General features: G+C 68.9%; 20 protein-coding genes. 5 read left to right on the top strand and 15 right to left on the bottom strand.

The features are described from left to right. The 5 genes from ACZ5PO_RS33155 to ACZ5PO_RS33135 all read right to left on the bottom strand — a co-directional run bounded on the left by ACZ5PO_RS33155 (position 1) and on the right by ACZ5PO_RS33135 (position 4,153). A complete protein-coding gene (locus ACZ5PO_RS33155) occupies positions 1-912 on the bottom strand; it encodes an HpcH/HpaI aldolase/citrate lyase family protein (protein WP_464186924.1) in 912 nt (303 codons plus the stop codon). A 16-nt stretch (positions 913-928) separates the two neighbouring features. Then, positions 929-2,161 carry a CaiB/BaiF CoA transferase family protein gene (locus tag ACZ5PO_RS33150; RefSeq protein WP_464186923.1) on the bottom strand — a complete coding sequence of 411 codons (1,233 nt, stop codon included), beginning with the start codon at positions 2,159-2,161 and terminating at the stop codon, positions 929-931. Continuing rightward, a complete protein-coding gene (locus ACZ5PO_RS33145) occupies positions 2,158-2,643 on the bottom strand; it encodes a MaoC family dehydratase (RefSeq protein WP_464186921.1) in 486 nt (161 codons plus the stop codon). The genes ACZ5PO_RS33150 and ACZ5PO_RS33145 overlap by 4 nt, the downstream gene beginning before the upstream one ends. Further along, on the bottom strand, positions 2,640-3,140 hold the full coding sequence (locus ACZ5PO_RS33140) for a MaoC family dehydratase (protein ID WP_464186919.1): 501 nt from the start codon (positions 3,138-3,140) through the stop codon (positions 2,640-2,642). The genes ACZ5PO_RS33145 and ACZ5PO_RS33140 overlap by 4 nt, the downstream gene beginning before the upstream one ends. Before the next feature lie 149 nt (positions 3,141-3,289). Continuing rightward, positions 3,290-4,153 carry a DUF3313 domain-containing protein gene (locus tag ACZ5PO_RS33135; RefSeq protein WP_464186918.1) on the bottom strand — a complete coding sequence of 288 codons (864 nt, stop codon included), beginning with the start codon at positions 4,151-4,153 and terminating at the stop codon, positions 3,290-3,292. Positions 4,154-4,531: 378 nt separating this feature from the next. Here ACZ5PO_RS33135 and ACZ5PO_RS33130 point away from each other — a divergent pair, with 378 nt between their 5' ends. Beyond that, positions 4,532-5,353: an MBL fold metallo-hydrolase gene (locus ACZ5PO_RS33130; RefSeq protein ID WP_464186916.1), complete on the top strand. Its 822-nt coding sequence runs from the start codon at positions 4,532-4,534 to the stop codon at positions 5,351-5,353. 52 nt (positions 5,354-5,405) lie between these two features. After that, on the top strand, positions 5,406-5,810 hold the full coding sequence (locus tag ACZ5PO_RS33125) for an SMI1/KNR4 family protein (protein ID WP_464186915.1): 405 nt from the start codon (positions 5,406-5,408) through the stop codon (positions 5,808-5,810). A 53-nt stretch (positions 5,811-5,863) separates the two neighbouring features. On the opposite strand, the gene ACZ5PO_RS33120 is transcribed toward ACZ5PO_RS33125, so the two are convergent. The 4 genes from ACZ5PO_RS33120 to ACZ5PO_RS33105 all read right to left on the bottom strand — a co-directional run bounded on the left by ACZ5PO_RS33120 (position 5,864) and on the right by ACZ5PO_RS33105 (position 9,766). Further along, positions 5,864-6,154 (bottom strand): hypothetical protein, encoded by a 291-nt coding sequence (locus ACZ5PO_RS33120; RefSeq protein WP_464186913.1) that lies wholly within the window; start codon positions 6,152-6,154, stop codon positions 5,864-5,866. Positions 6,155-6,432: 278 nt separating this feature from the next. Then, complete coding sequence (locus tag ACZ5PO_RS33115; protein ID WP_464186911.1) at positions 6,433-8,040, bottom strand: ABC-F family ATP-binding cassette domain-containing protein; 1,608 nt, start codon at positions 8,038-8,040, stop codon at positions 6,433-6,435. A 116-nt stretch (positions 8,041-8,156) separates the two neighbouring features. Continuing rightward, positions 8,157-8,729, bottom strand: coding sequence for an aromatic-ring hydroxylase C-terminal domain-containing protein (locus tag ACZ5PO_RS33110; RefSeq protein WP_464186909.1), 573 nt, complete (start codon positions 8,727-8,729; stop codon positions 8,157-8,159). Further along, positions 8,687-9,766 carry an FAD-dependent monooxygenase gene (locus tag ACZ5PO_RS33105; RefSeq protein WP_464186907.1) on the bottom strand — a complete coding sequence of 360 codons (1,080 nt, stop codon included), beginning with the start codon at positions 9,764-9,766 and terminating at the stop codon, positions 8,687-8,689. Before ACZ5PO_RS33105 ends, ACZ5PO_RS33110 begins: the two co-directional genes overlap by 43 nt. A gap of 148 nt (positions 9,767-9,914) precedes the next feature. On the opposite strand from ACZ5PO_RS33105, the gene ACZ5PO_RS33100 reads away from it, so the two are divergent. The 3 genes from ACZ5PO_RS33100 to ACZ5PO_RS33090 all read left to right on the top strand — a co-directional run bounded on the left by ACZ5PO_RS33100 (position 9,915) and on the right by ACZ5PO_RS33090 (position 12,735). Beyond that, positions 9,915-10,592 carry a response regulator transcription factor gene (locus tag ACZ5PO_RS33100; protein ID WP_464186906.1) on the top strand — a complete coding sequence of 226 codons (678 nt, stop codon included), beginning with the start codon at positions 9,915-9,917 and terminating at the stop codon, positions 10,590-10,592. After that, a complete protein-coding gene (locus tag ACZ5PO_RS33095; RefSeq protein ID WP_464186905.1) occupies positions 10,589-11,956 on the top strand; it encodes a sensor histidine kinase in 1,368 nt (455 codons plus the stop codon). Before ACZ5PO_RS33100 ends, ACZ5PO_RS33095 begins: the two co-directional genes overlap by 4 nt. 131 nt (positions 11,957-12,087) lie before the next feature. Next, a complete protein-coding gene (locus ACZ5PO_RS33090) occupies positions 12,088-12,735 on the top strand; it encodes a class I SAM-dependent methyltransferase (RefSeq protein ID WP_464186904.1) in 648 nt (215 codons plus the stop codon). Here ACZ5PO_RS33090 and ACZ5PO_RS33085 read toward each other — a convergent pair. From ACZ5PO_RS33085 to ACZ5PO_RS33060, 6 genes are all read right to left on the bottom strand, one after another. Continuing rightward, positions 12,728-14,284, bottom strand: coding sequence for a class I adenylate-forming enzyme family protein (locus ACZ5PO_RS33085; protein ID WP_464186903.1), 1,557 nt, complete (start codon positions 14,282-14,284; stop codon positions 12,728-12,730). The genes ACZ5PO_RS33090 and ACZ5PO_RS33085 overlap by 8 nt on opposite strands. A gap of 152 nt (positions 14,285-14,436) precedes the next feature. Then, positions 14,437-15,264 (bottom strand): SDR family NAD(P)-dependent oxidoreductase, encoded by an 828-nt coding sequence (locus ACZ5PO_RS33080; protein WP_464186901.1) that lies wholly within the window; start codon positions 15,262-15,264, stop codon positions 14,437-14,439. A 292-nt stretch (positions 15,265-15,556) separates the two neighbouring features. After that, positions 15,557-15,973, bottom strand: a complete 417-nt coding sequence (locus ACZ5PO_RS33075) for a MaoC family dehydratase (RefSeq protein ID WP_464186899.1) — start codon at positions 15,971-15,973, stop codon at positions 15,557-15,559. A gap of 8 nt (positions 15,974-15,981) precedes the next feature. Beyond that, complete coding sequence (locus ACZ5PO_RS33070) at positions 15,982-16,425, bottom strand: MaoC family dehydratase N-terminal domain-containing protein (protein WP_464186898.1); 444 nt, start codon at positions 16,423-16,425, stop codon at positions 15,982-15,984. Positions 16,426-16,429: 4 nt separating this feature from the next. After that, positions 16,430-17,614 carry a lipid-transfer protein gene (locus tag ACZ5PO_RS33065; protein WP_464186896.1) on the bottom strand — a complete coding sequence of 395 codons (1,185 nt, stop codon included), beginning with the start codon at positions 17,612-17,614 and terminating at the stop codon, positions 16,430-16,432. A gap of 38 nt (positions 17,615-17,652) precedes the next feature. Further along, positions 17,653-18,786 (bottom strand): acyl-CoA dehydrogenase family protein, encoded by a 1,134-nt coding sequence (locus tag ACZ5PO_RS33060; RefSeq protein WP_464186894.1) that lies wholly within the window; start codon positions 18,784-18,786, stop codon positions 17,653-17,655. Positions 18,787-18,855: the final 69 nt, after the last annotated feature.

The following is an 18,855-nucleotide window of genomic DNA, read 5'->3' as shown; positions in this document are numbered from 1 at the left end:
CTACATCCCGATCAGGTCGGCGCGCCGGATGGTGTTGTTGAGGATGCGGATCGAGGCAGCGTCGACCATGTTGCCGCCGACGTTGACCGAGCCGACGCCCTCCGCGGTGGCCTTGGCGTAGGCGGCCGCCATCTCGCGGGCACGGGCGACGTCTTGAGCCTTGGGCGAGAACGTCTCGATGGCCGGCTCGATCTGGGCCGGATGAATCGCCCACTTGCCGACGAAGCCGAGCGCCAGCGCGCGCTTGCATTCGCGCCGGTAGCCGTCGTCGTCCTTGAAGTTGCCGAACGGCCCGTCGACCGGATCGACCCGCGCTGCCCGCGCCGCCATGCAGATGCGGAAGCGCGGGTAGTGCCAGATGTCGCCCGGATAACCCGCGTCGCCGCCGATCTCGCGCATGTCGATCTGCTGGGAGGCGGAATAGTCGCCCATGCCGAAGATGATGCATTCCACCCGCGGCGATGCCTTGGCGATCTCCTCGACGCAGGCCAGGGCCTCCACCTCCTCGATCAGGATCTCGATGCCGATGCGCTTGTTGAGCTTCAGCTTGGTCTCCAGCTGCGTCAGCAGCAGGTCGACGAAGTGCACGTCGGAGGGCCGCAGGGGCTTCGGCAGCATGATGGTGTCGAGGTTCTCGCGCGCCCCCTCGACCACGGTGATGATGTCCTCGTGGCACCATTCGGTGCCGACGTCGTTGATGCGCACGCAGCGCGTCTTGCGGCCCCAGTCGAGGCCGTTCAGCGCCTCCACGATGGTGTGACGGGCGCCGGGCTTGGCGGACGGCGCCACCGCATCCTCCAGGTCGCAGAAGACGTGGTCTGCGGCTGATTGCGCGGCTTTGGCCAGCATCTTCTCGCTGCTGCCGGGCACGGCGAGCTGGGAACGGCGCAGGCGCATGGGTTGTCTGGTCATGGATTGATCCCGAAGGTTACTTGATGATGCCGGCGTGCCGCCATGCGGCGAGGTCGCCCGGGGCGAAGCCCGCCTGCTGCAGCACGGCGTCGGTGTGCTCGCCCTGGCCCGGGCCGCGGTGTACGACCCGGCCCGGCGTCGCCGTGAGCTTGATGGGAATGCCGGCGATCTGCATCGTCTCGGGGATGCCCGGGCAATCGATGTCTTGCAGCATGCCGCGCACGGCGAAGTGCTGGTCGCCGGCGATCTCGTCCATGTTGTAGACCGGGCCGAACGGCACGCGGCCGCCCAGGCGCTCGGTCAGCTCCGCCTTGGTGAAGCGCGCCGTACGCGTGCCGACGGCGTCGATGACACGGCGCCGGTCGGCCCGGCGCCCGGCCAGGGTGGCGAGCCCGGCATCGTCGAGCAGGTCGGGCGCGTCGAGCTGGCGGCAGAGGTCGTGGAAGAAGTGATCGCTCGGACAGGCGATCGCCACGTGGCCGTCGCGCGCTGGAAAGATGCCGAACGGGGCGATGAACGGATGGTGGTTGCCCTCCGGCTCCGCCACCACCTTGGCGAACGAGCGCTGGTGGACGATGCGCTCGCTGACGCCGAGGATGGCGTCGAGCATGGCGACGTCGACGAACTGACCTTCGCCGGTGGCACGCGCCCGCAGCACCGCCGCGAGGATGCCGACGGCGAGGTAGAGCGCCGGCACCGTGTCGCCGACGCCGGGGCCGACCTTTACCGGGTGGTCGGCGTCGGCGCCGGTCACCCCCATCATGCCGCCCATGGCCTGCGCCACCACGTCGTAGGCGGGCCAGTCGGCGTAGGGGCTCGCGCCGGTGCGCCGGTCGCCGAAGCCGCGGATGACGGCGTAGACCAGGCGCGGGTTGCGCTCGCGCAGCAGCTCGTAGGGGAGGCCGAGCTTGTCCATGACGCCGGCCCGGAAGTTCTCGACCACCACCTCGAAGCCCTGCACCAGATCAAGGAAGATCTCGCGGCCGGCCTCCTGCTTCAGGTCGATGACGATGCTCTTCTTGTTGCGGTTGATGCTGTGGAAATAGCCGGACTGCCGGTGCTCCGTGTCGGCGGCGTGGAACGGCCCGGAGAGCCGTGCCATGTCGCCGGTCTCCGGCGGCTCGAGCTTGATCACCTCGGCGCCGTGATCGGCCAGGATCTGCGTGCAGAACGGGCCGGCGAGCGCCTGGGTGAGGTCGAGCACCCGCAGGCCCTGCAGCGCGCCGAAGGGCTGGTCGAGGCCGCTCACCGCTCGCCCCAGTGGCTGCGCCGCTTCAGCAGCACGCGGCGATCACCCTGAAAGATCTGCTCGTCGCGCTGGTTGACGCCATAGTGACGGAAGGTGACCTCGCCGGCGTCCTCGCGGTCGACGTCCTTCACCTCCAGCACTTCAGAATAGGCGTAGAGCGTGTCGCCATGGAAGACGGGCTGCATCAGCCGGATATTGTCGAGGCCGAGCTCGGCCAGCGCATTCTCGCAGGTGTCCTGGCTGGCCAGGCCCATGACGAGTGAGAAGTTGACGCCGCCGTAGGAGATGCGCTGCTTGAACGGAGACGCCTTCATGGCGTCCTCGTTGAAGTGCCCCTGGGCGGTGTTCATCACCAGATTGGTGATCAGCACGTTCTCCAGCGGCTCCATGGTCTTGCCGCGGGCATGGCGGATCACCAGGCCGACGGTGAAGTCCTCGAAGTAGTTGTTGCGGCCGGTGAGGGCGGACAGCTTCGTCGTCATGCGGATTGACCATCGGGGTGGCGGCGCCGCACCAGGTTGGAGCGCTCGAAATCGATGACGCGGCGGCCATCCTGGTTGAACCCTTCGGTGTGCCAGGTGACGATGCCGCTCGTCGGATTGCTCTGCGACAGGCGGCAGGCCACCGTCGTGCTGCGCGAGGTGAGCGTATCGCCGGGATAGACCGGCTCATGGTAGGTGAGCTTACCGACGCCGACGAACGGGCCGCCGATCTCGCTGCAATCCTCCACGCTCAAGCCCAGGATGGTATTGAAGACGAACAGCGGATTGACCACGATGTCGCGATGGCCGTGCGCTTTCGCGAACTCGCGATTGAAATAGATCGGATTGAAGCTCAGGGTCAGCGTGGTGAAGAGAGCGGTATCGCTCTCCAGGATCGTCCGGCCCCAATGGTGGTTCATCACCTGGCCGACGCTGAAATCCTCGTAAAGATGGCCTTTCGGCCAAAGAACTGCTTTGGATCTGAAGTCGTCTGCCATGCCGTGCTCGCGCGTTTCCTCGGCGCCAAGTTCGATCCGGGCGGCCGCGAGCGCAAGCCCAGGGTGGGCCTAAAGGGCTACAAATCACACATGTGATAACAGAACCGAGCGCCTGCTGGAGAACTAAGACAGTCGCGGCTCCGGGAGGGTCACTGCGCTGCGGCGGCGACAACACCAGCTGCCGCCCCTTTGTCCGTCCATTCGGGCGGTAGTCCAACCGCGCCGCCCACGAGCCCCGCCACCCCGGGTCCTCGCCCGAAGGGCTCGCACGCGGCATGTTTTGGCGCCCCTCCCGCCCAGGACTGGAGCCGCGCCATCGACGGCGGCCCAGGCAACGTCTTGAACGGGCTCTCTCCCGTTACGAGGAGCTTGCTGAAGTCATCGCCGAAGGCGCTCGCAAGCTCATACGCGTCACCGGAGGTCGAGACTCGCGCCGAGCCAAAAAGGGCGTTCGCTCCACGTGCCCAGATCATCGCCGCCTGTTGCTTGCCGTCCGGTCCATGGGCCTCTGCCTCCATCGACAGGCTGCCCAAGCCGATCGGTATGCGCGGCGTGGGAACCGGTATCCCTGGCAGGAGGACGGATTTGGCAACCGACGCAACTTTCGTCACCGCCACCGCCTTTTCGTCTGTCGGGGCCATATGGACGACGACGGCGTGCACCCTGAGATCCGCGGCCTCTGATGGTGAGACTACCCGGAAGCGCTCGCTGAGCCCTGCGCAGAGCGATCTGTCCACAGCGTTGGCAATAAGCTTGCGCTGATCATCTGAAATTGTGTCCTGCCGCGCCGACTGGGCAAAGACTGTGGGCACCAAGCGTACCGTTCTTGCCGCAAGGACGGCATCTTTACTGACGCGCATCTTTGATTTGGCCAGCAGGCCGTCGGCTTGGGCGAGATCATCATATGAGGTGAGAGATCCGGCTTCGTTCAGCGGTGCCGTTGCGCAACCTGCAAGTAGAATCGGCACGACGACAACATGGAGCGCCCCGCCGATTCTCTTCCGCGCCGTCATCACACCGCCCCCGATCGTTTCGCGCGCATTGGCAACCCTGCGGCAAGCGGGCTCAAGGCGGGCGACAGCGGACATGCGCGGCGGAATCGGGCTTATATGTGCAGCAAAGCAGCCATTTGTGCGGATAGAGCCCATGCATTATGTCGATTTGTTTCTGCACGCCACGCTCGGTCCAAGCGGAAGCGGTGCGGAGGTTCGGGGCCAGCACGGAGCCGGTCTCGATCACCGCCATCGCACACCGCGCGCACCAGGCTAAGCGCGGCCGGCGCGCCCATCGTCGATCAGCGCCGGCGCCATGGGCGAGGCGCTGCCTCCTTGTTCGCGGAGCAAAAGGCCTGGTCCGCGGGTTTTAGACGCAAGCTCGGGAGGAGGACGACCATGCCGACATTTCTGTGCAAAGCTTGCGGCGTCCAATACGCCGAGAGCGACGGGCCGCCCGCCCATTGCCTCATCTGCGAGGACGACCGGCAGTTCGTGCCGAGGGCCGGCCAGGCCTGGGTGACGCCGGAGCAACTGGCCGTCGACCACTTCAACGCCTTCCGCAAGGTCGCGCCGGGGCTCTACGGCCTCTGGACCATGCCGCAGGTCGGCATCGGCCAGCGGGCCTTCCTGGTCACCACGCCGGCGGGCAACATGCTGTGGGACTGCATCAGCTTCCTCGACGCCGCCACCTGCGACGTCATCCACGCCCTTGGCGGCATCAAGGCCGTGGCGATCTCGCATCCGCACTTCTACGGCGCCATGGCCAACTGGGGGCGGGCCTTCGATTGCCCGGTGCTGCTGCACGAGGCCGATCGGCGGTGGGTCGTCGATGCCGGCCCCCACCTGCGCTTCTGGGGCGGCGAGGCGCACGAGGTGCTGCCCGGGCTCACGCTGCATCGCATCGGCGGCCATTTCCCCGGCAACACCGTGCTGCACCTGGCCGAACGGCGCACGCTGCTCACCGGTGACACGGTACTCGTCACCTGGGACCGCCGGCACGTCGCCTTCATGTGGTCCTACCCCAACTACGTGCCGCTGCCGGTGGCCGAGGTGGAGCGCATCGGCGCGCGCCTCGCGGCGCTCGACGTCGACGCCCTCTATTCCGCCTTCTGGGACCGCGGCGCCATCGAGAGCGGTGCCCAGGCGGCCATCGAGCGCTCCGTGCGCCGCCACGTCGACGGGCCGGGGGTGGCTATGGATGTCCGGGCGAGCCACTGACGGGCGCGGACACGGCGCGCGCGGTGGGACAGCGGGCCGGGCTGGTGAATCGATGATCGATTATCTGAGCGGGGATGAACTGCGGCCCGGCGCCTCCGCCGAGCGGCTGGCGCAGCTGGAGCAGGACCTGGGCGTCCACTTGCCGGACGACTACCGAGGATTCCTCGGCCTGTCCGACGGGTACAACGGCGACGTCGGCGCCAAGGGATATGCTCAGCTCTGGTCCGCCGACGAACTGATCTCGGCTCACAGGGGTTACGAGGTGACGTCCCTAGTGCCGGACTTGGTGCTCATCGCCTCGAACGGCGGCCCGACGGCCTACGGCATCGACTGGCATCGGGGCGGGCTCGTCTTCGTGGCGATCCCGTTCCTGCCGATGCAACGCGAGGAGGTCAGGGTGTTGGGCGCCACCTTCGCGGCGTTCCTTGCCTCGCTGGCCGCGGGCGAAGGCTGGTGACGAGGGCCAGCCGTCGGGACCGCTTACCTTCAGCACCTCGAGGTGCAGCCGCCTCAGTTCTTGAAGGAGGCGCTCACCGGCGATCTGGGATGCTTGGCTTGCCTGGCCTCGAGGCACTCGGCGAAGAACTGTCGCAAACCGTCCTCCGCGGCCTCGGCGGCCAGCTGCGTCAGGTCGTCGGGAAGCCGGAACGCCTCGGCGCTTTCGCTGATATGCCCGATGACACCTGCTTCGATAGCCGCAATCTCATCGTTGGTAAGAGGTCCTCGCAAGGCCGCGGCAGCAAGCTCGCCATAGGCCTGGAGCAGCCCTGCGTTGACCATGGTGCCGATAGCTTCTGCCAAGCTCTGCTGTCTACTGTCCCGACGCAATATCGTATGCCTCGCTGCCCGCCATCCGTGCGCAGGTCGATTGGCCCGAGCGGAAGCGGGTGGCGATACACCTAAGCAGGCTATCGGCAAAGGGTCTGAGCGCTGCCGGCGTCGCAGATGTGCTCAGCGTCAGCCGCAGCGCTGTCTCTCCAACGACCGGGAGCGCGACCGTGCGCGACCTGTCCGACCATGAGAGGATCGCTGCGCTCACGGCGTTGGTCTCCCTCGTCGGCGAAGGCTGGCGGTGCGGGTCACCCATCGCGATCGCTCCGCCGGCGTCCGACCTCGATCCACCGTTCCACGCCGACCGCGTCCAAAAAATCCTCGTCGTGGCTGACGAGGAGCAGGGCGCCGTCGTAGCCAGCCAGGGCCGCCTCCACGCCTTCGATCGACTCGAGGTCGAGGTGGTTGGTGGGCTCGTCGAGGATGACGAGCTGGGGCGGGGCCGGGCCCATCAGCACGCAAGCGAGAGCCGCACGCAGGCGCTCGCCGCCCGACAGGGCTCCGGCGCGCTTGAGCGCCGCCGTGTTGCGAAACAGGAACCGCGCCAGTGCCGCGTGTGCGGCGTTGTCATCTGCCGCCGGGTTCAGGCGGCGGAAGTTGTCGAGCAGCGTCCGGTCGTCATCGAGGATGGCGGCGTGCTGGTCGAGCAGGGCGGCGCGTACGCCGCGCACGACGCGGCCGCCCGTAGGCTGGAGCTCGCCGGCGGCCAGGCGGATGAGCGTGCTCTTGCCGGCGCCGTTCGGGCCGGTCAGCGCCACACGCTCCGGGCCGAACAGGCTGAACGTGCATCCGGAGTGCAATGTTGGCCCGCCCGGCCAGGCGAAATCCACGGCCTCGAACGTCAGCACCTGCCGACCCGCCGCGAGGCCGGAGGGCGGCAGGCCGAAAGCGAGACGCCGCACCCGCTCCACCCGCGCGCGGGCTTCCTCCAGATCGCGCTGGGCGGCGTCGCGCTGTCGCTCGGCCAGCCGATCCTGCCGGGCGCCGGTCGCCTCCGCCCGGTTGGCCCGGGCGTCGAGCAGGATTTTTGGCGCGCCGCCCTTGGCCCTCGCCCGCCGCCCGGCCGCGTCGCTGCGCTCCTGGCGCTGGCGTGCGGCCTGACTGGCGCGTTCCACCTCGACGGCCTTGCGTTCGGCTGTCGCCAGCCCGCGCGCCGCGGCCGCCTGCTCCTCAGTCCGGCGCTCCACGTAGACGTCCCAGTTGCCGCCGTAGAGCTGTGCGCCGAGCCCCGACAGCTCGACGATCCGATCCATGCTTCGCAGCAGCGTCCGATCGTGACTGACCACCAGCGCGCCCGCGGTCCAGCCGTCCAGGAGCTCGACCACGGCGGCGCGCGCCTCGCGGTCGAGATTGTTTGTGGGCTCGTCCAGGAGGATCAGGTCGGGCTCCGCCACGAGGAGGGCGGCGAGCGAGGCGCGCGTGATCTGCCCGCCGCTCAGCGCCTCGGCTGGCCGGTCCAGCGCCAGGCCCGGCAGGCCGACGCGTGCCAGCGCCATGTCGACGCGCTGAGGCAAGGTCCAGTCCGCTGCGTCGAGGTCGCCGGCGCGCGCGTTGCCTTGCGTGATGCGCTCGAGCCGCTCCAGTTCCGCGGCGGCGCCGATCAGCCCGGCGACGGTGGCGCCCGACGGCGGTTTCGTCGTCTGGCGCAGCATGGCCACGCAGCCCGCCACCTGGACGGATCCGGCCGCGGGCGCGGCCTCGCCCAAAATGACGCGCAGCAGCGTCGACTTGCCGATGCCGTTGCGGCCGACGAGCCCGACCCGCTCGCGGCCGAGCGCCAAGGAGAGGTTGTCGACGAGGGGATGACCGTCAGGCGTGCGGAGGGCGACGGAATCCAGGGTGAGGAGAGCGGACATGAGGCGCCAAAGCTGCGAGGGCGAACGGGGCGACAGGCTGGTCGTTCGCGCGGCGCTTCATGGGAGCCTCCTGAGGGAAACGGCGTTTATAGCCGCCATGGGCGGCTGCGGTCCAGTCAGGGACGCTGTTTGGGCGGCCTGCCCAGCACCTTGCCGAGATACGCGCCCAGGCCCGCGTCCTGCCAGGAGCCGCCGCGCCAGCCGATATGGCCGTCGGGCCGGATCAGGACGGCGGCGGCTTCGCCATAGGCCGCCGCAAATGCACCGGCCGTGTCGTGCAGGATGACCAGGCCGGGGCGCTCTGCCAGTTCGACCGGCGCGATGGCGGCGACGCGCACCGCCGCGCCGCAGCTTGCGCGAAGCTCGCCAGCGAAGGCGGCGAGCGCCGTCGCGGCCGTGTCCGCGTCCTCGGTCGCAAGGCGTACGAGCAGCACGTGCTCGGTGCCCTTGAGCACGTCGAACAGCCGCAGCGGAAAGCCCAGCCCGGTGCGGCGCAGGCCGGGCACGTCGGGCGCGCGATCACCGGCCACGGGGCCTGCGGCGCCGGCGGCATCGTCGCGCACGAAGGGCGTGCCGCGGTAGGAGACGAGGACCTGCGCATCGACGAGGCGGCTGTCGGCGGCGCTGCCATGCTCGCGGCCGTAGCTCATGCTCGCCGCCTGGGTGCGCGCCACCACGTCGGCGCCCACCGGCCGGCGCTCCGCCTCGTAGCTCGCCAGCAGCGCCTCGGGGCGGCGCCGGCTGCGACCAGCGCCAGCTTCCAGGCCAGATTGTAGGCGTCCTGAATGCCCGTGTTCATGCCTTGCCCGCCGGTGGGCGGGTGGATGTGGGCCGCATCGCCGGCAATGAAGACGCGGCCTTCGCGGTAATGGGCCGCAAGCCGCATGCTGATGCGGAAGATCGACGACCAGCGCAGGTCGGTGAGCGTCGGGCGGCTAGGCAGCAGGTCGTTGGCCACCGCTTGCAGATCGGCCAGGCCCGGGCCCTTCAGCTCGGCCTGGATGCCGTGGTCGGTGCCGCCGGGTGGCGCCAGGGCCGCTGGCGCCAGCATGGAGACGCGGTAGCGGCCTGCCTCGGGCAGGGGGATGGCGATGAACATGTCGGGCGGCGCGTCCTCGTGCAGGCGCATCGCCCGCAACGCCATGCCATACGGCAGGTCCCAGCCGATATGCACGTCTCCTAGCATGAACGGCCACGGATAGGCGTCGCCCTCGAAAGCGATGCCGAGGGCCTTGCGCACCGCGCTGTGGGCGCCGTCGCAGCCCACCACGTAGCGGCAGCGGACGTCTTCCGTCGTGCCGTCGGCGCGGGCGAGGCCGACCGTGACGCCCGCTTCGTCCTGGGCCAGCGCCGCCAGCGCGACGCCGCGCTCCACCGCGATGCCGAACCCGGCCAGGTGCCGGGTCAGCACGCGCTCGGTGGTGTATTGCGGCAGGCCGAGCTGCGCATAGGGCAGCCCGAGGGGAGGGGCGGCGGCATCCTGCGGCGGCTGGCCGGCGATGACCGAGCGCAGGCCGGTGAGCCAGAGGCCCGCGTCGATCATAGCGGGGGCGACGCCCATGTCCTCCCAGACCTCGAGGGTCCGGGGCGTCACCCCGATGGCGCGGCAATAGGGCAGGGGTTTTGGCGCCTGGTCGACGATGCGGCAGCGCGCGCCGTGGCGCGCCAGCTCGCCGGCCAGGGTGAGGCCGACGGGCCCCGCTCCGACCACCAGGATGTCAATCATGAGGTATTCTCCCCTCCCGCTCGCGGTGATCTTGGCCGATCCCGTTTGCCGAGTCTCCCGCCTCCTCGCCTCGGCGCACGCAATGTAGCCGCAATGCTGGTGCGTTAGCGGGGCCGTTTATCCTCAGTCGTGCGAAGGACTCGTCCGCTTGCGCATCCTCCTGGTCGAAGACGAGCCCGAGATGGCAGAAGCGCTTCGCGCCGTGCTGCAACGGCACGACATCGTGCTCGACCACGTGGCGACGCTGGCCGAGGCGGAGGAGGCGCTAGCCGATCCGCTGCACGACGCCGTGCTGCTCGACCGGCAGCTGCCTGACGGCGACGGCCTGGCGCTGCTGCCCAAGCTGCGCGGCCAAGGCGGTGTCGGGAGCGCGCCGGTGATCGTGCTGACCGCCCGCGGCGACACGCCGGACCGGGTCGCCGGGCTCGATGCCGGCGCCGACGACTACATCGCCAAGCCGTTCGCGGTGGAGGAGCTGCTGGCCCGGCTGCGCGCGGTGCTGCGCCGGCCGGGCGCCGTCGCGGCGCGCGTTGTCCAGGTCGGGCAGCTGTCGTTCGACCAGGACAGCCGCGAGGCGAGCGTCGACGGGCAGCGCCTGGATCTGCCGCGGCGCGAGCTCCTGGTGCTGGAGACGCTGGTGCGGCGCGCAGGCCGCACGGTCATGCGCTCGGCCCTGGAGGATGGCGTCTACGGCTTCAGCGACGAAGTGCAATCGAACGCGCTCGATGCCCACGTCTCGCGGCTGCGACGCAAGCTGGCGGAGGCCGACGCCGGCGTGGAGATCCACGGCATCCGCGGCGTCGGCTACCTGTTGCGCGCCGCATGAGCCACGAGGCCACCTGCTCGCTCAAGTGGCGCCTCGTGTCGCGCCTGACGGCGCTGCAGGCCGCCATCCTCGTTGCTTTCATGGCGACGATCCTGGCCGCCCTATGGGCCTGCGGCTACCTCGTTCACCTGGAATCGGAGGATGCGGTCATCGCCGCGGTCGGCCGTGCCGTGGCGCGCGGCGACGACGGCGGCCTCGTCCTGCGCCCCACGCCGGAGCTGATGCAGTTGCGGCGCGATGCCCCTGGTCTGTGGTTCGCCGTCCGCGACCACAGCGGCCGATCGATCAGCGAAGGCGCCGTGCCGCCGGAATTCGCCGACGTCGGCGCGGCGCTCGACGGCATCGGCCAGGCGCGGCTCGGCTGGAACCTCGGCGATCCGGCCCGGCCGACCGGGCGACTCAAATGGATCAGGACGGCGGCTGCGGGCGACGTCCAGGTGCTGACCGGTCCAGGCGGGGAGGTCACTCTCAGGCAGATCGCCTGGGCCGCCTTCGTGATCTTCATCACCGTCATCCTGCCGACGCTGGCGCTGATGACGGCGGCGACGGTGATCGCCACGCCCTTCGTGGTGCGACGGGCGTTTGCCGGGCTGGACCAGGTTGCGGCGGGGGCGGCGCGCATCGATGCCGACGAGCGTGGCGCGCGCCTGCCCCTGCGCGACGTGCCGGCCGAGGTGATCACCCTGGTGAATGCGGTCAACGACGCCCTCGGCCGCCTCGACGAAGGCTACGAGCGGCGCCAGCGCTTCCTCGCCGATGCGGCGCACGAGCTGCGCACGCCCATCGCCATCCTGAGCACCCGCCTGGAGGCGCTGCCCGACGGCCCCGAGCGGACGCGGCTGCTCACCGACGTGGCCCGGCTGTCGACGCTGGCCGACCAACTGCTCGACCTCCAGCGGGTCGAGCCGCATCCCTCGCGCTTCGCCGCCGTCGACCTGGTCGAGCTTGGCCGGCAGGTGGCGGCGGACCTGGCGCCGCTCGCCATCGCGGCGGGCTTCGACATGTCCTTCGAGGCCGAGGCGGCGCCAGCCCGGGTGCTCGGCGACCGGCACTCGCTGGAGCGGGTGCTGACCAATCTCGTACAGAACGCCATCGAGCATGCCGGCCGGCGCGGCACCATCACCGTGCGGGTGGCGGGCAACGGCGTCATGGAGGTGGCGGACGAGGGAACCGGCATCCCCGAGCCTGACCGGGCCCGCATCTTCGAGCCGTTCCAGCGGCTCAAGCCGCGCCAGCGCGGCGCCGGCCTGGGGCTGCATCTCGTGCGCGAGATCGTGCGGCTGCATCGCGGCTCGATCGACGTGCTCGACGGGCTGAACGGCGGTGCCCGGTTCAGGATCACGCTGCCGGTGGCCGCCGCATAGACCGACACGGCGGCGCAATGCTCGCGCAATCCGCGCGCCGCAGAGATGGAACAAGCCGCGATCGGCAGCGCGTCATCCTTCCCGTGGGAGAGGGCACGCGATCGCGGCGATGCAAGGAACCTCCCCTCGACATGGCCCACAGCACCACACCCGATTCGTTCAACTTTCTGCGCGCCTGGACCGCCGATCCGCTTCGCATCGGCGCCATCGCGCCCTCCGGCTCCGCACTTGCCGATCTGATCACGCGTGACATAGGCCCCCATTCCGGCCCGGTGCTGGAACTCGGCCCTGGCACCGGCGTGTTCACCCGTGCCATCCTCGCCCGCGGCGTCCGCGAGGACCAGTTGACGCTGGTCGAGTACGGCTCCGACTTCGCGCGCATGCTGGAACAGCGCTTCCCGGCGGCCCGGGTGCTGTGGATGGACGCAGGCCGCCTCGCGCAACCGGCGCTCTATGCCGGTGCCCCCGTGGGCGCCGTCGTCAGCGGCCTGCCGCTGCTCAACCTGGGCCTCCGCAAGATCGTCGCGATCCTCACCGGCGCATTCGGCTATATCAGGCCGCGCGGCGCGTTCTATCAGTTCACCTACGGGCCGCGCTGCCCGGTGCCCCGGCCGGTGCTCGACCGGCTCGGCCTCAAGGCCACCTTCGTCGGCCGGGCCATGCTGAACATGCCGCCGGCAGCGGTCTATCGCATCACCGCCCGCGGCCGCCCGGCCGCCGCCCTTTCGACGGCGCCGGCCGAGCGTGCGCGCGAGGACGATAGCGGGCCGCTCAGTTGACGAGCCGCTCCTGCCCTTCCCAATAGGGCTTGCGCAGCTCGTTCTTCTGGACCTTGCCGGCGCCCGAGAGCGGCAGGGGCTCGGTGCGGATCTCGACCGAGCGTGGGCATTTGTACCCCGCGATGAGCCCGCGGCAGTGCGCGATGAGCTCGTCCTGGTCCGCGGCGGCTCCGTCCTTGAGCACGACGATGGCGTGAACGCGCTCGCCCCACTTGGGATCGGGCACGCCGATCACGGCGCACTGGGACATGGCGGCGTGGGCCGCGAGCGCGTTCTCCACCTCGGCCGAGAAGACGTTCTCGCCGCCCGAGACGATCATGTCCTTCAGTCGATCGACCAGATAGACGAAGCCCTCCTCGTCCATGTAGCCGGCATCGCCGGTGCGGACCCAGCCATCGATCAGGGTCTGGCGCGTGAGCTCCGGCTGGTTCCAATAACCGAGCATGGAGCCCGGGCCGCGCGCGGCGATCTCGCCGACCTCGCCCAGCGGCAGCTCCGCCATGTCGGGGCCGACGATGCGCACGTCGACATCGTAGAGCGCCCGGCCGGCCGAGCGCAGATAGGACTTGCCGTTCTTGGCCGGCCGGTGAAACCGCGGCTCGAGCATGGTCGCGGCGGGCGACAGCTCGGTCTGGCCGTAGCCCTGGTAGAAACTGGCGTTGGGAAACATCTCCATGGCCTGGCGCAGCAGCGTCTCGGAGATCGGCGAGGCGCCGTAGACGACGCGCCGGACCGAGGACAGGTCCGCCGGATGCAGGGCGACATGGTCGCGCAGCATGGCGATCATGGTCGGGACCAGCACGACCGCCGTCACGCGCTCCCTCTCGATCGCCTGCACCACGCTCTCCGGCGTGAAGAAAGGCACGACGGCGTGGGTGCCGCCCGTCATGGTGACGGAGATGATGCAGGCGGCGTCCGCCAGATGGAACATGGGCGGCGAGTGCAGGAAGACGGGATCGTCGTGATAGGGCGCCATGGCGGCGGCGCTGATCGCGTTGGAGATGAGGTTGCGGTGCGACAGCATCACGCCCTTCGGGCGGCCGGTGGTGCCGCCCGTGTAGAACAGGCCTGCAAGCTCGTCGTCCGTGCCGCAGGCGTCGGCCATCGGCGCCGTCCGGGCGATGAGCGCCTCGGCGCCGACGAGACCGTCCGGCACCGGATCATCGTCGAGGAAGAGGGTCGCCGCGAGCGGGCAGGCGGCGGCGAGGGGGGCGGCAAGGTCGGCAAAGGTCCGGTCGACCAGCAACAGGCGGGCGCCGCTGTCCTGCAAGGAATAGATATGTTCCTGCAACGCCCAGCGGGTGTTGCCCGGCACGACGACGCCGCCGGCCCAGGCAACGGCATAGTAGGTCTCGATGTAGCGGTCGCTGTTGAGGGCGATCACCGCCACCCGGTCGCCGCGTCGGAGCCCCAGCGATACGAGGCTGGCGCCAAGGCGCGCCACCCGGTCCTTGAGCTCCCCCCAGCTGCGCCGCCGCTCGCCGAAGACGGTGGCGACGCCATTGCGGTTGACCTGCACCGAGCGGTGCAGCCCCTGCGTCAGATACATGGAAGCGCCCCTCCCCGGGCAGGATGTTGTTTGTATTTGGAAGTTGTACCGACGTACTTGTCCGCGTCTTACGCGCAGGCAAGTAAGCGCCGCGTCCACCGCGCGTCATGGCCGGGTCAAGCCCGGTCATGACGCCGTAGATATTGCGTCAACTAAACGCTGATGCCACCGCCGACGAGCAAGACCTCACCGCTGACGTAGTTGCTCTCGGGAATGCAGAACAGGTACACGGCGCCCGCCGCTTCCTCCGGCGTGCCGGCGCGGCCGAGCGGGACCAGGCGCGGCAACGCCTGCCGCGTCGCCTCGGGCACGCCCACCTGCAGCTTGCGGCCTTCGATGGTGACCCGGGTTCCGTCGTTCTCCATCGCTTGCGTCAGCCGCGTGTCGATGAAGCCGTAGGCCACGCAATTGACGTTGACCTTATAGCGGCCCCATTCCTTGGCGAGCGTCTTGGTGAGGCCCACCAGGGCCGCCTTGGCCGACGAATAGTTGGCCTGGCCGGCGTTGCCGTTGGTGCCGGCCATGGACGAGATGTTCACGACCTTGCGGAACACCTCCTTGCCCTCCTGGGCCTCTTTCTTCGACAGGAGGCGGATCGGCTCGGCCGCAGCGCGCAGGATGCGGAAGGGCGCGGCCAGATGCACGTCGACCATTGCCTGGAATTGTTCGTCGGTCATCTTCTGGATGACGCTGTCCCAAGTATAGCCGGCGTTGTTGACGATGATGTCGAGGCCGCCGAACTTGTCCATCGCCGTCCCCACGAAGGTGTCGGCAAAGCCCGGCGCCACGACGCTGCCGACGCAGGCGACGGCCTCGCCCCCCGCCCGCTTGATGGTGTCGACGACTTCGGCCGCCGGCTCCGCATCGAGATCATTGACGACGACGCTCGCCCCTTCGGAAGCGAGCTTCAGCGCCAGCGCCCGCCCGATGCCGCGGCCGGAGCCGGAGATAATGGCAACCTTGCCTTTGAGCTTGGACATGTTTTCCCCTGTTTCCTTCTATCGAAGTATTTGTCGATCCGACGAGACAGCGCCCACCTCGCCCCGCTACGACGCAAGTCGGATCTATCCGACTTGCGCACTTTGAGGGCTGAAGAATGCGGCAAGCCGCATCCTTCTTGGAGAGGTGGGCTTGCGCGTCAGCGCAAGCCGGGTGAGGGGGCTTCAGGAGAAGACTCGAGGCCGATCGCGCTAGGCGGCGAGGCCCCCTCACCCTGCCCTCTCCCCGCAAGCGGGGCGCGGGTACGCAGCGGCACCGCCGACGCTAACGCCGTTACGGCAGCGCCACGATGGCGTCGCCTGCCAGCGTCTGCTGGCCCTTGTCGGTGACAGCCGAGATCGCGAGGCGGACGCGCTTCTCGCCGTCTTCCTCGAATTTCTCGACGACCTTGCCCGTGCATTGCACCTTGACGTGGATCGGCGTGATCGAGGTGAACCGCACGCCCCAGTGCCGGATCTGCTCCTGGGGCACCCACTTGGTCAGCAACTGCGCCAGGAACGCCATGGAGAGCATGCCGTGGGCGAAGACGTCGGGCATGCCGAACGACTTGGCGAAGTCGCTATCCACATGGATCGGGTTGTGGTCGCCGGAGGCGCCGCCATACAAGGCCAGCGTGTGGCGGGTAATCGGGGCGCTCGTGTGCACGGGCAGTGCGTCGCCGACGTTCACGCTGTCAAACATGATGGTCATGGCGGGCCTCACCCGTTCCTGACGACGATGACGCCGCGCATGCTGCCGACGCTTTCGCCGTTCTGGTTGGTGGCGTCGGTGTCCTGGACGATGAAGTCAAGTGCGCCGCCCTTCTTGTCGTACATGTCGACCACCCGCGTCGTCAGCGTGATGGTGTCGCCCGCATAGATCGCCTTCCCGGGCGTGAACCACTGCTCGCCGTGCAGGATCCGGCCGATGTTGATGCCGAGCTTGCCCAGGATGTTCTCCGTGTCAGGCGCGAGGCTCGCGAGGCAGAACAGGAAGGTGGGCGGCGCCGGCAGCGTCGGGTGGCCGGCGGCCGTGGCCGCCGCCTCGTCGAAGTAGACCGGATTGCTCTCGCCGGTCGCCTTGGCGAAGAACCGGAGCTGGCCCTTCTCCACCTCGACCGAGCGCGGCTTCGTGGTGGTGCCGATGAAGGATGGGTCGAGCATGGCGTCAGGCCCGCCCGTAGAGGGTGACGACGCAGGCGCCGCCGAGGCCGAGGTTGTGCTGCAGGGCGTGCGTCACACCCTCGACCTGGCGCTTGTCGGCCTGTCCGCGGAGTTGCCAGACCAGTTCCGCGCATTGGGCAAGCCCGGTGGCGCCGAGCGGGTGGCCCTTGGAGAGCAGGCCGCCGGACGGATTGGTCACGTACTTGCCGCCGTAGGTGTTGTCACCGTCCCAGATGAACTTTTCCGCCGTGCCTTCCGGCGTCAGACCGAGGGCCTCGTAGGTCAGCAGTTCGTTGGCGGTGAAGCAGTCGTGCAGCTCGACCACCTGCACGTCGTCGGGGCCGACGCCCGCCTTCTCGTAGACGCGGCGGGCCGCCTCCTTAGCCATGTCGTAGCCGATGAGCTTGATCATGGAATGATCGCCGAAGGTGCTCGGGCCGTCGGTGGTCATCGCCTGCCCCTTGATGACGATGCCGGCATCGATGCCGTGCCGCTTGGCGAAGGCGGGCGTGCAGACGATCGCTGCAGCGGCGCCGCAGGTGGGGGGGCAGCACTGGTAGCGCGTCAGCGGGCCAAAGATGTGCGGCGAGCCGAGCACCTCTTCGACCGACAGCGGATCCTTGAAGATGGCGAAGGGATTATGCGCGGCGTGGGCACGTGCCTTGGACGAGATTTTGGCGAAGGTCTCACGCCGTGTGTCATATTTCTTGGCGTATTCCTGGCCGGCGCCGCCGAAGAACTGAGCCGCACCCGGGGCCTGCTTGTCGAAGCCTTGCAGCTCCACCATCTCGCTGGAGAAACGCTCCATCGGGTTCGGCCGGTCGGTGAAGATCGAGCCGAGAGCGCCCGGCCGCATCTCCTCGAAGCCCAACGCCAGCGCGCATTCCACGGCGCCGGTTTCGACCGCCTGGCGGGCGAGGAACAGCGCCGAGGAGCCGGTCGAGCAATTGTTGTTGACGTTGATGATCGGCACGCCCGACAGGCCGAGCCGATAGACGGCGGATTGACCGGCGGTCGAGTCGCCGTAGACGTAGCCGACGTAGACCTGCTCGACCGCGTCATAGGGCAGGCCCGCGTCCTTGAAGGCGGCCGCGGCGGCCTTCTCGCCCATGATGTTGTAGGCCTCGCTGGCACCGGGCTTGGTGAAGGGAATCATCCCGACGCCGGCAACTCTGACTTCGTTCGACATGCTCTGCTCCTGTCTGGTTGAGATGATCGGTTACGCTGCTACAGTGTGCGCGCGATCAGAAGCTTCATCACTTCGTTGGTTCCAGCGTAGATCTTCTGGACGCGGGCATCGGCGTACAGGCGCGCGATCGGATATTCGGTCATGTAGCCGTAGCCGCCGAAGAGCTGCAGGCATTCGTCGACGACACGGCATTGCGTATCCGTGGTCCACCACTTCGCCATGGCCGCCACCGTCGGATCGAGCCCGCCGGCGAGCAGGCGGACCATCAGCTCATCGACGAAGGTTCGCGCGATCACCGCCTGCGTCTTGGCTTCGGCGAGCTTGAGCTGCGTGTTCTGGAAGCTCATCAGTGGCTGGCCGAAGGCCTGGCGCTCCTTCACGTAGGCGGAGGTGAGCTCGACCGCGCGCTCCATGGCGACGACGGCGCCGAAGGCGCAGGACAGCCGCTCCCAGGCGAGCTGCACCATGAGCTGCTTGAAGCCCTCTCCCTCGACCTCGCCGAGCAGGTTGTCCGCCGGCACGCGCACGTCGTCGAAGAACAGCTCGGACGTATCCTGCGCGTGCATGCCGATCTTCTCGAGGTTACGGCCACGACGGAACCCCGGCGCGCGATCCGCTTCGACGGCGACCAGCGATACGCCTCTGGCGCCGGCCGAGGGATCGGTCTTGGCGACGACGAGGATGAGGTCAGCATTCTGCCCGTTGCTGATGAAGGTCTTCTGCCCGTTGACGACATAGGCGTCGCCGTCGCGGCGGGCCGTCGTGCGCACGGCCTGGAGGTCGGAGCCGGTGCCCGGCTCGGTCATGGCGATGGCACCGATGAGCTCGCCCGTCGCCATGCCGGGCAGCCACCGGCACTTCTGCGCCTCGGTGCCGTAGGCAAAGATGTAATGAGCCACGATGTTGGAATGAACGCCATTGCCGGTGCCGAAGCCGCCGGCGAGGCCGGCCCGGCCGAGCTCCTCCAGGATGACGACGTCATGGGCGCGGGTGCCACCGCCGCCGCCGTAGGCTTCCGGGATGCTGGCGCAGAGCACGCCGGCCGCCCCGGCCCGCCGCCAGGCACTGCGGTCGACGACGCCCTCACGCTCCCAGCGCTCGCTGTGCGGCACGAGCTCGCGTTCGACGAACCGCCGCACCTGCTCGCGCAGAATGCGCAGCTCCTCCGTCATCCAAGGTGACTCGGTCTCTGCCACAGGGCGTTTCCCATATTTCTACTTTCTGGTAAGTAGAATAAAATC

It is taken from the genome of Chelatococcus sp. KU-N122 (assembly GCF_055391085.1).
Note: the sequence above shows the minus strand (reverse complement) of the source record. Positions and strands in the feature narration are given on the sequence as shown.

Coding starts and splice junctions, on each gene's coding strand:
- ACZ5PO_RS33070 (WP_464186898.1), bottom strand. CDS start 16,425: ATGCTCGACCCATCCTTCATCGGCACCACCACGAAGCCGCGCTCGGTC.
- ACZ5PO_RS33115 (WP_464186911.1), bottom strand. CDS start 8,040: ATGTCCGCTCTCCTCACCCTGGATTCCGTCGCCCTCCGCACGCCTGAC.
- ACZ5PO_RS33145 (WP_464186921.1), bottom strand. CDS start 2,643: ATGACGACGAAGCTGTCCGCCCTCACCGGCCGCAACAACTACTTCGAG.
- ACZ5PO_RS33125 (WP_464186915.1), top strand. CDS start 5,406: ATGATCGATTATCTGAGCGGGGATGAACTGCGGCCCGGCGCCTCCGCC.
- ACZ5PO_RS33155 (WP_464186924.1), bottom strand. CDS start 912: ATGACCAGACAACCCATGCGCCTGCGCCGTTCCCAGCTCGCCGTGCCC.
- ACZ5PO_RS33135 (WP_464186918.1), bottom strand. CDS start 4,153: ATGACGGCGCGGAAGAGAATCGGCGGGGCGCTCCATGTTGTCGTCGTG.
- ACZ5PO_RS33105 (WP_464186907.1), bottom strand. CDS start 9,766: ATGATTGACATCCTGGTGGTCGGAGCGGGGCCCGTCGGCCTCACCCTG.
- ACZ5PO_RS33060 (WP_464186894.1), bottom strand. CDS start 18,786: ATGACGGAGGAGCTGCGCATTCTGCGCGAGCAGGTGCGGCGGTTCGTC.
- ACZ5PO_RS33090 (WP_464186904.1), top strand. CDS start 12,088: ATGGCCCACAGCACCACACCCGATTCGTTCAACTTTCTGCGCGCCTGG.
- ACZ5PO_RS33130 (WP_464186916.1), top strand. CDS start 4,532: ATGCCGACATTTCTGTGCAAAGCTTGCGGCGTCCAATACGCCGAGAGC.
- ACZ5PO_RS33140 (WP_464186919.1), bottom strand. CDS start 3,140: ATGGCAGACGACTTCAGATCCAAAGCAGTTCTTTGGCCGAAAGGCCAT.
- ACZ5PO_RS33075 (WP_464186899.1), bottom strand. CDS start 15,973: ATGACCATCATGTTTGACAGCGTGAACGTCGGCGACGCACTGCCCGTG.
- ACZ5PO_RS33065 (WP_464186896.1), bottom strand. CDS start 17,614: ATGTCGAACGAAGTCAGAGTTGCCGGCGTCGGGATGATTCCCTTCACC.
- ACZ5PO_RS33085 (WP_464186903.1), bottom strand. CDS start 14,284: ATGTATCTGACGCAGGGGCTGCACCGCTCGGTGCAGGTCAACCGCAAT.
- ACZ5PO_RS33095 (WP_464186905.1), top strand. CDS start 10,589: ATGAGCCACGAGGCCACCTGCTCGCTCAAGTGGCGCCTCGTGTCGCGC.
- ACZ5PO_RS33080 (WP_464186901.1), bottom strand. CDS start 15,264: ATGTCCAAGCTCAAAGGCAAGGTTGCCATTATCTCCGGCTCCGGCCGC.